Raw genomic sequence first — 12,972 nt, 5'->3', positions numbered from 1 at the left:
GTGGGACGTTACGCGGTCTCTCGACTGACGAGCTTGGAGAGCACGATCGCGGAGCGGGTGTGGTCGACCTGGGGAGCGAGGCGGACCTTGTCGAGCGCCTCTTCGAGCGCGGACAGGTCCTTCGAACGCATGTGCACGACGGCGTCGGCGCTGCCGGTGACCGTGCCGGCGTCGATGACCTCGGGGACGGTGTCGAGCAGGGCACGCAGCTCGTCGGGTGACACGGTGCCGCGGCAATAGAGCTCGACCCAGGCCTCGGTGCCGCGGTCCTCGACGGCGGGGTCGACCTTGATCGTGAACCCCTGGATGACACCGTCACCGACCAGCCGGTCGACGCGGCGCTTGACGGCCGAGGCCGAGAGTCCGACCACCGACCCGATGTCGCCGTAGCCGGCGCGGGCGTTGTCCCGGAGCTGATCCAGGATGCGGTGGTCGAGCGTGTCCATTTGTCCCCTATCGTACGCGGACTTGTTGCGAGGCCGGTGGGTCTCGCGCACGAAACGTGCGTCACCCGAACGGGTGTCACGCCGTCGGGGCCCCCGTACTGCACTTGCTGGACGGTGTGTGTCAGGATCGGAGTGGCGTCGATGCTTGAGTGTCACTGTTCCGCTGCGGTGAGTCTGTGGAAGGATCGACCCGGCGTCGACCTGGTCCGCTGCGGTGAGTGAGCCTGCATCTCACCGGAGCTCTTCTCCTCGTTCCGTTTCGGTTCCTGGCAGGCTCGGGCCCCGGTCCCTTCCAGGAGGACTGATGTCGAACACCGCACCCGCCCCCGAGTCCGTCGCCACCCCGGCCCGTGTCGCCACGAAGCGCACGATCCTGATGTGCAAGCCGGACTTCTACACCGTGAGCTACCGGATCAACCCGTGGATGCACCCGGAGGAGCCGACCGACACGTCGAAGGCCGTCGAGCAGTGGGAGTCGCTCGTCGCCGTCTACGAGCAGCTCGGCTTCGACATCTCGTACATCGACCCGATCGACGGCCTGCCGGACATGGTCTACGCGGCCAACGGCGGGTTCGTCCTCGACGGCATCGCGTACGGCGCGAAGTTCCAGTACCCCGAGCGCCAGCCCGAGGGCCCCGCGTACATGGACTGGTTCCGCCAGGCCGGCCTGACGGTCGCCGAGCCTGAGCAGATCAACGAGGGCGAGGGCGACTTCCTGCTCATCGGTGACACCATCTTCGCCGGCACCGGTTTCCGGTCGGACAGCACCTCGCACGACGAGCTCGCGACGATCTACGGCCGCGAGGTCGTCACGCTGAAGCTCATCAACCCGAGCTTCTACCACCTCGACACCGCCATCGCCGTGCTCGACCCCGAGCCCGCCGTCGACGGGACGAGCAACATCGCCTACCTGGAGAGCGCCTTCGACGAGCCGTCGCTGGCGATCCTGCGCGAGCGCTTCCCGGACGCGATCATCGCCACCGAAGAAGACGCCGCGATCCTCGGCCTGAACTCGTACTCCGACGGGTACAACGTCGTGATCGCCGCCCGGGCCGTTCGGTTCGCCGAGCAGCTGCGCGAGAAGGGCTACAACCCGATCGGCGTCGACCTGTCCGAGCTGCTGCTCGGCGGTGGTGGCGTGAAGTGCTGCACCCTCGATCTGCACCCGGTCGGCACCGGCACCTCGGTCGCGCGTTCGCTCGGGGTCAGCTGATGTCTGCGGCAGCGTCGCTCGGGGTCAACACCGCGGCGGCGCTCGCCGTCGAGGACCGCGCCCTCGCGCACAACTACAGTCCACTGCCCGTCGTCATCGCGTCGGGTCAGGGAGCGACCGTCACCGACGTCGACGGCAAGCGGTACCTGGACGGCCTCGCCGCGTACTCGGCGGTGAACTTCGGCCACGGCAACCCGCGGCTGCTCGACGCCGCACGGGCGCAGCTCGACCGCGTGACGCTGACCAGCCGGGCGTTCGTGAACGACCAGCTCGGGCCGTTCGCCGCAACACTGGCGGCGTTGACGGAGACCGAGATGGTCCTGCCGATGAACACCGGTGCCGAGGCCGTCGAGTCCGCGATCAAGGTGTCCCGCGCCTGGGGCTACCGCGTCAAGGGCGTGCCGGCCGAGCGGGCGACGATCATCGTCGCGTCCGGCAACTTCCACGGGCGCACCACGACGATCATCTCGTTCTCCGACGACCCGTCGGCCCACGACGACTTCGGGCCGTTCACGCCCGGCTTCCGCACGGTGCCGTACGGCGACGCTGCGGCGCTGCGCGAGGCGATGGACGAGACCGTCGTCGCCGTGCTGCTCGAGCCGATCCAGGGCGAGGGCGGCGTGGTCATCCCGCCGGAGTCGTACCTTCCTGACGTCCGCGCGGTCTGCGACGAGTTCGGTGCGCTGTTCATCGCGGACGAGATCCAGTCCGGCCTCGGTCGCACGGGGCACACGCTCGCGGTGCAGCGCGTCGGGGTGCGTCCCGACCTGATCACGCTCGGCAAGGCCCTGGGCGGCGGCATCGTGCCGGTGTCCGCGGTGGTGGGCTCGCGCGATGTCCTGGGCGTCCTGCGCCCCGGCGAGCACGGATCGACCTTCGGCGGCAACCCGCTCGCGGCGGCCGTCGGTGCCGAGGTCGTGGCGATGCTCGGCGAGGGCACGTTCCAGCAGCGGGCCCTCGAGGGCGAGCCGCTGTTGCGCGGCCTGCTCGACGACCTGCTCGGCAAGGGTGTCGTGTCGCACCGGGTCGCCGGACTCTGGGCCGGGATCGACATCGACCCCGCGCTCGGCACGGGCAAGACGATCTCGAAGGACCTCGCCGACCGCGGGCTCCTGGTGAAGGACACCCACGGGTCGACGATCCGCTTCGCACCGCCCCTGGTCGTCACCGACGACGAGGTGCGCTTCGCGATCGGAACCCTGGCCGAGGTGCTCGCCGCGCGCCTGACCTGATCCGCAAAACACCGGTGTTCGCGCGTTGAACCCCCGCATGCCGCGGTGCGGAGCGCGAACACCGGTGTCTTGCGTGCGCCGGCGCGCGTCACCAAGTGCGGCTCACACCGCCCAGCGCGCCGCCAGCTCGTCCATCAGGGCATCGAGCCGCTCGTCGATCACCTGCTCCTCGGGGTGCGCCTCGTACCAGGCGATGACCTCGCGCACACCCTGCCGGTAGGTCGTGCGCGGCCGGTACCACGGCACGAGCGACCGGATCTTGCTGTTGTCGAACACCGACGAGTTCGCCTTGTCGCCGAGCAGCGCCGCGCCCCACTCGGGGTCCACCGCGTTGATCGCGTCCGCCGGCACGTGCACGATCCGCAGGTCCTCGACCCCGGCCGCCGCCGCGATCTCGTGCGCGATGGCGTTCCACGTCGGGGCTTCGTCGCTCGTGATCGTGAAGGGCTCACCGATCGCCTCGGCCCGGTCGAGCAGCCCCGTGAACCCGACCGCGAAGTCGCGGCTGTGGGTCAGCGTCCACAGCGACGTGCCGTCGCCGGTGATGACGACCGGCTTGCCGGCACGCATCCGAGCGACCGCGGTCCAGCCGCCCGTCAGCGGCAGCTTCGTCTCGTCGTAGGTGTGCGACGGCCGCACGATCGTCACCGGGAAGTCCTGCTCCCGGTACGCCTGCATCAGCAGTTCCTCGCACGCGATCTTGTCGCGCGAGTACTGCCAGTACGGGTTCTTCAGCGGCGTCGACTCCGTGATCGGCAGGTGCGTCGCCGGCGTCTGGTACGCCGAGGCAGAGCTGATGAACACGTACTGCCGCGTCCGCCCGGCGAAGAAGTCCACGTCGGCCTGCACCTGGTCGGGCGTGAAGGCGATCCAGTTCACGACCACGTCGAACCGCTGGTCGCCGAGTGCGTCCGCCAGGGCGCTGCGGTCCGACACATCGGCCTGGAGGCGCGTCACACCCTCCGGGATCGGCCTGCCCCCGGTGGTCCCCCGGTTGAGCACGGTCACGTCGAATCCCTGCTCGACGGCTTCCCGGACGCAGGCGGCGCTGATGACGCCGCTCCCGCCGATGAACAACACGCTCGCCCCGGTCATGGATGCTCCCTCGCTCTCCGCGGCGCAGCCCTGCGCCGTCGTCCCATGTGATCCTGCACCGTCCGAGCCGACTACCGTCACGGTTCGGGTCGCACCGACGCGCCCCACGACAGGAGTGACACGCACATGGAGTACCGCTACCTCGGCAACTCGGGCCTCAAGGTCTCCGAGATCACCTACGGCAACTGGCTCACCCACGCATCCCAGGTCGAGAACGACGCTGCGATCGCCTGCGTCAAGGCGGCCCTCGAGGTCGGCATCTCGACGTTCGACACCGCCGACGTCTACGCCAACACCGGCGCGGAGACGGTCCTCGGCGAAGCGCTCAAGGGGGAGCGGCGCCAGTCCCTCGAGATCGCCACGAAGGTGTTCGGTCCGACCGGTCCGAAGGGCCACAACGACACCGGCCTGTCCCGCAAGCACATCCTCGAGTCGATCGACGGTTCGCTGCAGCGGTTGCAGACGGACTACGTCGACCTGTACCAGGCGCACCGTTACGACCACGAGACCCCGCTCGAAGAGACGATGCAGGCCTTCGCCGACATCGTGCGCCAGGGCAAGGTCCTGTACGTCGGCGTCAGCGAGTGGACCGCGGACCAGCTGCGGGCCGGTGCTGCGCTCGCGAAGGACCTCGGCTTCCAGCTCATCTCGAACCAGCCGCAGTACTCGGCACTGTGGCGGGTCATCGAGGACGAGGTCGTCCCCACCTCGAAGGAGCTCGGCATCTCGCAGATCGTCTGGTCCCCGATCGCCCAGGGTGTGCTCACCGGCAAGTACAAGCCGGGTCAGCCGCTGCCCGAGGGTTCCCGTGCAACCGATGACAAGGGCGGCGCGGACATGATCAAGCGCTTCATGCGCGACGAGGTGCTGTCCTCGGTGCAGGAGCTCGAGCCGATCGCGAAGGAGCTCGACTTGTCGATGGCGCAGCTCGCGGTCGCCTGGGTCCTGCAGAACGAGAACGTCGCCTCGGCGATCATCGGGGCATCGCGCCCGGAGCAGGTCCACGACAACGCGGGCGCTGCCGGCGTCACGATCCCGGCGGAGCTCATGTCGCGGATCGACGATGCCCTGGGCGCCGTGGTCGAACGCGACCCGGCGAAGACGAACGACAGCAGCCCGAAGACCCGCGAGGCGTAGGCCCTCCGCGAAACACCGGTGTTCGCCCGTTGAACACGCGCATGCCGCGGCTCGATGCGCGAACACCGGTGTTTTGCGAGCAGGTCACACTGGCCGGACAACGGAAAAGGCCCCCTGCCGAAGCAGGGGGCCTTCACCGGTGGCTGGACACGGCATCGATCCGTGGACCTTTCGATTTTCAGTCGAACGCTCTACCAACTGAGCTATCCAGCCGTGGCGACCCTGACGGGACTTGAACCCGCGACCTCCGCCGTGACAGGGCGGCACGCTAACCAGCTGCGCTACAGGGCCATATTGTGTTGTGTCTTGCTGTGGTGTTGCTCAGTACTACTTGCTCGCTCACTCAAGGAGTGACCCCAACGGGATTCGAACCCGTGCTGCCGCCGTGAAAGGGCGGTGTCCTAGGCCACTAAACGATAGGGCCGCAAGCAGTGCATCGCGCTACCGATGGACAAGCATACGGATGCCCTCGGGGTTTCACAAATCCGACCTCGCCAACCGTGCATCCCCGGCGTGTCGCGCCGACCGTGCACGGGTCTCCGAAGCGGTCGGTGCGAGCATCGACGGCGGTCGCGCCCCTCGTCCGAGGGGCTGTCGCGCCTGCGACCGGTGTTGTTACTGTTGCAACTGTTAACAGTGTTACGTGCGTGAGCCTTGCCGCGCTGTTACGAAATCGAGATAAATGTCGACCTCCACTCCGCTCTCCCTCAGCACCCGCAGCCGCCTGATCGCCGCCGCGGTCGCCGTCGCGCTCACGGCCGGCACACTCGCGGCCCTCGCCCCGACGTCGTCCGCCAGCGCTGCGAGCTACCCCAGCTGGGACGAGGTGCAGCAGGCGAAGTCGTCGACCAGCGCCCAGCAGGCGAAGGTCAGTGAGATCAAGTCGCTCATCTCGTCACTGAAGAGCGAGGCCGCCGCCAAGCAGAAGGCCGCGCAGGCCGCCGGTGAGGCGTACCAGGCAGCGCAGAACAAGTACGACGAGGCGACGCTCAAGCAGAAGAAGTTCCAGTCGCAGGCCGACGATGCGAAGCAGACCGCCGCGCAGTCCGAGGCGCAGGCCGGCCAGCTCGCCGCCCAGCTGGGTCGCACCAGCGGCGACGACGTGACGACGGACATCCTCACGCACCCGTCCGACTCGGGCGACCTGCTGTACGAGCTCGGCGCCATGTCGAAGCTCAGCGAGCAGTCCGAGGGCATCTACGCACAGGCCTCGCAGGACCGTGGCGTGGCCCAGGGGCTCGCTGACAAGGCCGATCGTGCCAAGCAGGCCCTCGGGGACCTCGCCGACGCCGCGCAGTCGAAGATGCAGCAGGCCCAGGGCGCAGCCGACGCCGCACAGACCGCGGTCGACGCCCAGAACGACAACGAATCCCGGCTCGAGGCGCAGCTGACCGCGCTCACCTCGAAGCAGCGCGGCGTCGAGGCCGACTACCGCAAGGGCGTCGCCGCCGAGAAGGCCCGCCAGGCCCGCCTCGCCGCAGCCGCCGCGAAGGCAGCAGCCAAGGCCGCGGCGACCAGCCAGGGCGGCACCGGCGGCGGCAGCGCCAACCCCGCCGGGTGGGTCCGCCCCGCCGGAGGGTTCCAGACGAGCCCGTACGGCTACCGCGTCGACCCGTACACGCACATCAGCGCCCTGCACGCGGGCGTCGACCTGGCCCCGGCCTGCTACGCCCCGATCTACGCGGCACACGACGGCACCGTCACCTTCGCCGGCAACGGTGGCGGGTACGGCAACGAGGTCATCCTCGACAACGGCGGCGGCATCTCGACCGCGTACGGCCACGTCGTCGACGGCGGGATCATGGTCACCGCCGGCCAGCACGTCACCGCGGGGCAGCAGATCGCCAAGATCGGTTCGACCGGTTGGTCGACCGGGTGCCACCTCCACTTCGAGACCCGGATCAACGGCGCTGCCGTCGACCCGGTCCCCTTCATGGCAGCGCGGGGGATCTCGGTATGAGCATCAGCGCCACCGGAACGAGTCGTCCCACGTCATGACCACCTCCGCTCGCTCGTTCTCCTGCGGGATCGCGACCATCGCCGTGCTCGGCATCGGCCTGTCGGTCGTCATCGCCGGACCGGCCCAGGCCGCGCCCTCGGGCCCCTCCTGGGACGACGTCAAGGCCGCCAAGTCCGACGCGGCCGACGCCCAGCAGACGGTCGACGAGCTGAGCGACCGGCTCAGCACGCTGCAGGATGCCGCCGACCAGGCCGGCGTCGCCGAGCAGCAGGCCGGGCAGGCGTACGCCCTTGCCGCGTCGCAGCAGCAGGAGGCGAAGGACGACCTCGCCGACCTGTCCGCGCAGTCGAAGCGCGCGAAGGCCCGGGCGGACGACTCCGCCGGCCAGGTGGCCGGGCTCGTGGTCGAGCTGTCCCGCACCGGTGGCGGCGACCTGTCGACGACGATGCTCATGGACTCGTCGGACTCCAAGGACCTGCTCTACCGGGTCGGCACGATGTCGCACCTGTCCGAGCGCTCCGCGACGGTCCTGGCCGAGGCCCGCGCCGACCAGAAGACCGTGGAGTCCCTGGCAGCCCAGCAGTCCGCCGCCGAGAAGGCCCTGAGCAAGGCGACGAAGGCGACGAAGACCACCTTCGCGACGGCCAACGCCGCCGCTGCCGGCGCCCAGGAACGGGTGCAGAAGCAGCAGGAGCAGCAGGGCGAGGTCCTGCGCCAGCTCGCGTACCTGAAGGGCACGAGCGTCGCGACGGAGACCGCGTACTGGAGCGCCCAGCAGGCGAAGGCAGCCGCGGCGGCCATCGCGAAGCAGACGCGCAACTCCGGTGGCGGCAACACCGGCAGCTCCTCCGGCGGCACCGGCAGCACCGGCGGCGGCAGCAACTCCGGCACCACCGGCGGCACCGGCGGCGGGAGCGGCTCCGGCAGCGGCAGCGGCACCTCCACTCCGGCCCAGCCCAGCACCCCGTCGAACCCCGGCACCCCGAGCAAGCCCAGCACCCCGACGCGGCCGAGCAACCCCGCCCCTGCACCGGCCCCGGCTCCCGCTCCTGCTCCAGCCCCCGCCCCGGCGCCCGCGCCCAGCAGCCCCTCGAAGGCCGCCGGTGCGATCGCGTTCGCCCGCGGACAGCTCGGCAAGCCGTACGTGCTGACCGGTGCCGGCCCGAACACCTGGGACTGCTCCGGCCTGGTGATGATGGCCTACAGCTCGCAGGGCATCGCGACCGGCGGGCACAACGTCGTCTGGCAGTACAACTACTTCAAGTCGATCGGTCGCCTCGTCCCGCTGTCCCAGCGCCAGCCCGGCGACATCCTGTTCTACTCGTCGAACGGCACGTCGTCGGGGGCGTACCACGACTCGATCGTGACGAGCTACGGCACCATGGTCGAGGCTGCACGGCCCGGCGTCGGCGTCGTCGAGCGAGCGATCTGGCTGCCGAACCAGCTCATGCCGTACGTCGCCCGCCCGAGCGGCTCCCTGTAGCCAGCTCCCGGTGTGCCCGTTCCCTCCCAGAGCGGCTGCGGGAGCAGGCACCAGCACAGAACGGCGCCCGCCCTCCGGATGGAGAGCGGGCGCCGTTCGTCGTCAGGGGATCGTCAGTGCGAACCGGGCACGTACGCGGCCTGACCGGCCTGCACGATGCGCTCGGCCTCGGCGGCGTCGCCCCAGCCCTCGGCCTTGACCCACTTGTTCGGCTCGAGGTCCTTGTAGTGCTCGAAGAAGTGCGCGATCTCGGCCTTCGTCTGCTCCGGCACGTCCGCGATGTCCTGGATGTGCGCCCAGCGGGGGTCCTTGGCGGGGACGACGAGGACCTTCTCGTCGATGCCGGCCTCGTCGCTCATCTTGAAGACGCCGACGGGGCGGACCTTGACGCCCACGCCGGGGAACGTCGGGAACTCGAGCAGCAGCAGGGCGTCCACGGGGTCACCGTCGTCGGCCAGGGTCTTCTCGAAGAACCCGTAGTCGGTGGGGTAGACGAACGAGGTGAACAGCACGCGGTCGAGGTAGACGCGACCGGTCTCGTGGTCCACCTCGTACTTGTTGCGGCTGCCCTTGGGGATCTCGACGACGACGTCGTACGCGGCCATGTTGCGCTCCTGTGTCTGCTTCGGGGACTGTCGTGTGTTGCGAAAGCGCGGCTAACGTTACCGGGTGAACTCTCCGCGTCCCCGGCTCGACCCCGCCGTCGCCGAGACCCGTCTGGCCGTCCGCGACCTGCTCGCCGCAGCCGTCGACGGCGGCGTGGTCGCCGAAGGCGACCTGGTCCTCGTCGCACTGAGCGGCGGACCGGACTCCCTCGCCCTCGCCGCGGCCACCGCGTTCGAGGCGGGCAAGCAGGGTCTCCGGGCCGGGGCGGTGGTCGTCGACCACGCGCTCCAGGCGGGCTCCGAGGCGGTCGCGAGCCGCGCCTCCCGGCAGGCATCCGAGCTGGGACTCGACCCGGTGACGGTCCGCAGGGTCGCGGTCGGCTCCGACGGTGGCCCGGAAGGCGCCGCCCGGGAGGCCCGACACGCGTCGATCGCCGAGGTCGCGGCCGCCACCGGGTCACCCCTGGTGCTGCTGGGGCACACCCTGGACGACCAGGCCGAGACGGTGCTGCTCGGCCTGCTGCGCGGCAGCGGGCCGGACAGCCTGTCCGGCATGCAGCCGCTCGCCCGGCGTGACGCCGGTCCGGCGTACGGCCGTCCGCTGCTGACGGTCCGGCGGCACGCGACCCGGCAGGCGTGCGCCGCAGCGGGGCTGGCGCCCTGGCACGACCCGCAGAACGACGACCCCGCGTACGCACGGGTGCGGGTGCGGAACACCGTGCTGCCGGTGCTCGAACGGGAGCTCGGCGCCGGGGTCCCCGAGGCCCTGGCCCGGACGGCGGACCAGCTGCGCGAGGACTCCGCGGCACTCGACCACTTCGCCGAGGAGATCGCGGAGGACATCGCCGAGCACTCCGAGGCGGGCATCTCGCTGTCGGTGCGGGCGCTCGGGGCGAACCCGCCGGCACTCCGGCAGCGGCTCGTGCGCCTGGCGGTGGAAAGTGAGTTCGGGGTGACGCTGTCCCGCGTGCAGACGCTCGAGGTCTGTCGTCTCGTCGCGGACTGGAGCGGACAGGGCCCGATCGACCTGCCGGGCGTCCGTGCCACGCGGACCGGCGACCGCATCGAGTTCAGCGCCGGTTAGGCTGGCCTGGTGGAACTCTCCGACGTCCAGGCAGACCTGTCCGAAGTGCTCTTCACCCCCGAGCAGATCGACGAGAAGCTCGCCGAGCTCGCGGCGGTCGTCGACGCCGACTACGCGGGCCGCGACCCGCTGCTCGTCGGGGTGCTCAAGGGTGCCGTCATGGTGATGGCGGACTTCTCGCGCCACCTCAAGATGCAGGCGCGGATGGACTGGATGGCGGTGTCGTCGTACGGCTCCGGCACGAAGTCGTCCGGCGTGGTGCGGATCCTCAAGGACCTCGACACCGACCTGCACGGGCGCGACGTCCTGATCGTCGAGGACATCATCGACTCCGGCCTGACCCTGTCGTGGCTCAAGCAGAACCTGCAGTCGCGTGGTGCCGCGAGCGTCGAGATCGTCGCCCTGCTGCGCAAGCCCGAGGCAGCCAAGGTCGAGGTCGACGTGAAGTACGTGGGCTTCGACATCCCCGACGCGTTCGTCGTCGGGTACGGCCTGGACTACGACGAGCGCTACCGCAACCTGCGCGGCGTCGGCGTCCTCGCCCCGCACGTCTACTCCTGACCGACGAGCGACCCGCTGCGCGCGGGTCGCACTCGGCCGACTCTGGCCCGGGGGTGAGTTCGCCCGCAGAGGACACCCATTCTCGCCACAGAATCGCGGCCGTATGCTGACCTGCACGCAACTTCGGCAGAGAAAGGTGTCGGGCACTCGCGCCCGGATCACATGAACTTCAAGCGCATCTTCCGCGGCCCGTACCTCTACGTGCTGATCGCGCTGGCGGGCATCTTCATCGGCTGGAGCGTCATCAGCCAGGGCAGCACGCAAGAGATCAACACCCAGAAGGGTCTCGAGCAGCTCGCCGACGACAAGGTCTCGTCGGTGACCGTCAACTCCACGGAGCAGCGGGTCGACCTCGTCCTCAAGGACGGCGACAAGCAGGAGCAGTTCTACTACTCCACGCCCCGCGGCGAAGAGGTCATCCAGGCGGTGAACGACTCCAACCTGCCCAAGGGCTACAACGACACCGTGCAGCAGGGCAACTGGTTCCTGTCGCTGCTCAGCATCCTGCTGCCGTTCCTGATCATCGGTGCCCTGTTCTGGTTCCTGCTCTCGAGCGCCCAGGGCGGCGGCTCGAAGGTGATGCAGTTCGGCAAGTCGAAGGCCAAGATCAACAACAAGGAGAACCCGCAGGTGTCGTTCGCCGACGTCGCGGGTGCCGACGAGGCGATCGAGGAACTCCACGAGATCAAGGAGTTCCTCAAGGAGCCCGCGAAGTTCCAGGCCGTCGGGGCGAAGATCCCCAAGGGCGTGCTGCTCTACGGCCCTCCCGGAACCGGCAAGACCCTGCTCGCCCGCGCCGTCGCGGGTGAAGCCGGTGTGCCGTTCTACTCGATCTCCGGTTCGGACTTCGTCGAGATGTTCGTCGGTGTCGGTGCGAGCCGCGTCCGTGACCTCTTCGAGCAGGCTAAGGCGAACTCGCCGGCCATCGTCTTCATCGACGAGATCGACGCCGTGGGTCGTCACCGTGGTGCCGGCATCGGCGGTGGCAACGACGAGCGCGAGCAGACGCTGAACCAGCTCCTGGTCGAGATGGACGGCTTCGACGGCAAGACGAACGTCATCCTCATCGCCGCGACGAACCGTCCCGACGTGCTCGACCCCGCGCTCCTGCGCCCCGGCCGCTTCGACCGTCAGATCGGCGTCGACGCCCCGGGCCTCGCCGGCCGCAAGCAGATCCTCGAGGTGCACGCGAAGGGCAAGCCGCTCGCCGCGAGCGTCGACCTCGAGCTGCTCGCCCGCAAGACGCCGGGCTTCACCGGCGCCGACCTGGCGAACGTCCTGAACGAGGCGGCCCTGCTGACCGCCCGCTCGAACGCGCAGCTCATCGACAACCGTGCCCTCGACGAGGCCGTCGACCGCGTGATGGCCGGCCCGCAGCGCCGCACCCGGATCATGTCCGACCAGGAACGCCTGATCACCGCGTACCACGAGGGCGGCCACGCCCTGGCGGCAGCGGCGATGCGGCACACCGACCCGGTCACGAAGATCACGATCCTGCCCCGCGGCCGTGCCCTCGGCTACACGATGGTGCTCCCGCTCGAGGACAAGTACTCGGTCACCCGCAACGAGCTCCTCGACCAGCTCACCTACGCCATGGGTGGTCGCGTCGCCGAGGAGATCGTGTTCCACGACCCGACCACGGGCGCCTCGAACGACATCGAGAAGGCCACCGGCACCGCACGCAAGATGGTGACGGAGTACGGCATGAGCCAGGCCGTCGGGTCCGTGAAGCTCGGTTCCGGGTCCAGCGAGCCGTTCGTCGGCCGTGACATGAGCGGTGGCACCGGTCGGGACTACTCGGAGAACATCGCCCAGACGGTCGACGCCGAGACCCGCGCCCTGCTCGAGGCCGCGCACGACGAGGCCTACCAGGTGCTCAACGACAACCGCGACATCCTCGACCGCCTGGCCGGTGAGCTCCTCGAGAAGGAGACGCTCGACGCCCCGGAGCTCGTTGAGATCTTCAAGGACGTCCGCAAGCTGCCCGAGCGCCCGCAGTGGCTCTCGAGCGACAAGCGCCCGGTCAGCAACCTGCCCGCGATCGACGTGCCCGGCAAGGCCGCCGCGACCGCAGCGGACCCGACGGACTCCGAGTCGACCTCGAAGACCCGTCGTCGCCCGTTCGGCAACCCGGGTATCGCCCCCGCGTAGGCCCG

Annotated in this window: 11 protein-coding genes and 3 tRNA genes; 8 read left to right on the top strand and 6 right to left on the bottom strand. The window is 69.7% G+C overall.

Translation table 11 applies throughout. The features are described 5' to 3' along the window. Positions 1–8 precede the first annotated feature (8 nt). Positions 9–446 carry an Lrp/AsnC family transcriptional regulator gene (locus BIU95_RS00395; protein WP_017887694.1) on the bottom strand — a complete coding sequence of 146 codons (438 nt, stop codon included), beginning with the start codon at positions 444–446 and terminating at the stop codon, positions 9–11. 304 nt (positions 447–750) lie between these two features. On the opposite strand from BIU95_RS00395, the gene ddaH reads away from it, so the two are divergent. Beyond that, positions 751–1,659, top strand: coding sequence for a dimethylargininase (gene ddaH / locus BIU95_RS00390; RefSeq protein WP_071249857.1), 909 nt, complete (start codon positions 751–753; stop codon positions 1,657–1,659). Continuing rightward, on the top strand, positions 1,659–2,891 hold the full coding sequence (gene rocD / locus BIU95_RS00385) for an ornithine--oxo-acid transaminase (protein WP_071249855.1): 1,233 nt from the start codon (positions 1,659–1,661) through the stop codon (positions 2,889–2,891). The genes ddaH and rocD overlap by 1 nt, the downstream gene beginning before the upstream one ends. A 102-nt stretch (positions 2,892–2,993) precedes the next feature. Here rocD and BIU95_RS00380 read toward each other — a convergent pair whose 3' ends face one another. Next, complete coding sequence (locus tag BIU95_RS00380) at positions 2,994–3,986, bottom strand: NAD-dependent epimerase/dehydratase family protein (RefSeq protein ID WP_042537963.1); 993 nt, start codon at positions 3,984–3,986, stop codon at positions 2,994–2,996. A gap of 126 nt (positions 3,987–4,112) precedes the next feature. On the opposite strand from BIU95_RS00380, the gene BIU95_RS00375 reads away from it, so the two are divergent. After that, positions 4,113–5,123 (top strand): aldo/keto reductase family protein, encoded by a 1,011-nt coding sequence (locus BIU95_RS00375; protein ID WP_056072448.1) that lies wholly within the window; start codon positions 4,113–4,115, stop codon positions 5,121–5,123. A 140-nt stretch (positions 5,124–5,263) separates the two neighbouring features. Here BIU95_RS00375 and BIU95_RS00370 read toward each other — a convergent pair. From BIU95_RS00370 to BIU95_RS00360, 3 genes are all read right to left on the bottom strand, one after another. Beyond that, positions 5,264–5,336 (bottom strand) — tRNA-Phe (locus BIU95_RS00370). A 1-nt stretch (position 5,337) separates the two neighbouring features. Beyond that, positions 5,338–5,414: transfer RNA gene (locus BIU95_RS00365), tRNA-Asp, on the bottom strand. 60 nt (positions 5,415–5,474) lie between these two features. Continuing rightward, a tRNA-Glu gene (locus tag BIU95_RS00360) sits at positions 5,475–5,547 on the bottom strand. A gap of 258 nt (positions 5,548–5,805) precedes the next feature. On the opposite strand from BIU95_RS00360, the gene BIU95_RS00355 reads away from it, so the two are divergent. Next, entirely contained in the window at positions 5,806–7,083 is a 1,278-nt protein-coding gene (locus BIU95_RS00355) for a M23 family metallopeptidase (RefSeq protein ID WP_042537946.1), read from the top strand. A 34-nt stretch (positions 7,084–7,117) separates the two neighbouring features. Beyond that, positions 7,118–8,566, top strand: coding sequence for an NlpC/P60 family protein (locus tag BIU95_RS00350; protein ID WP_071249853.1), 1,449 nt, complete (start codon positions 7,118–7,120; stop codon positions 8,564–8,566). 113 nt (positions 8,567–8,679) lie between these two features. On the opposite strand, the gene BIU95_RS00345 is transcribed toward BIU95_RS00350, so the two are convergent. After that, on the bottom strand, positions 8,680–9,171 hold the full coding sequence (locus BIU95_RS00345) for an inorganic diphosphatase (RefSeq protein WP_017887688.1): 492 nt from the start codon (positions 9,169–9,171) through the stop codon (positions 8,680–8,682). Positions 9,172–9,235: 64 nt separating this feature from the next. On the opposite strand from BIU95_RS00345, the gene tilS reads away from it, so the two are divergent. The 3 genes from tilS to ftsH all read left to right on the top strand — a co-directional run bounded on the left by tilS (position 9,236) and on the right by ftsH (position 12,967). Beyond that, a complete protein-coding gene (tilS, locus tag BIU95_RS00340; protein WP_071249851.1) occupies positions 9,236–10,255 on the top strand; it encodes a tRNA lysidine(34) synthetase TilS in 1,020 nt (339 codons plus the stop codon). 9 nt (positions 10,256–10,264) lie between these two features. Beyond that, entirely contained in the window at positions 10,265–10,816 is a 552-nt protein-coding gene (hpt, locus tag BIU95_RS00335; RefSeq protein WP_017887686.1) for a hypoxanthine phosphoribosyltransferase, read from the top strand. A 162-nt stretch (positions 10,817–10,978) separates the two neighbouring features. After that, entirely contained in the window at positions 10,979–12,967 is a 1,989-nt protein-coding gene (gene ftsH / locus BIU95_RS00330) for an ATP-dependent zinc metalloprotease FtsH (protein WP_042537940.1), read from the top strand. The last annotated feature ends 5 nt before the right edge of the window (positions 12,968–12,972 follow it).

This window comes from Curtobacterium sp. MCBA15_007, assembly GCF_001864905.1.
Lineage (GTDB): Bacteria > Actinomycetota > Actinomycetes > Actinomycetales > Microbacteriaceae > Curtobacterium > Curtobacterium poinsettiae.
Note: the sequence above shows the minus strand (reverse complement) of the source record. Positions and strands in the feature narration are given on the sequence as shown.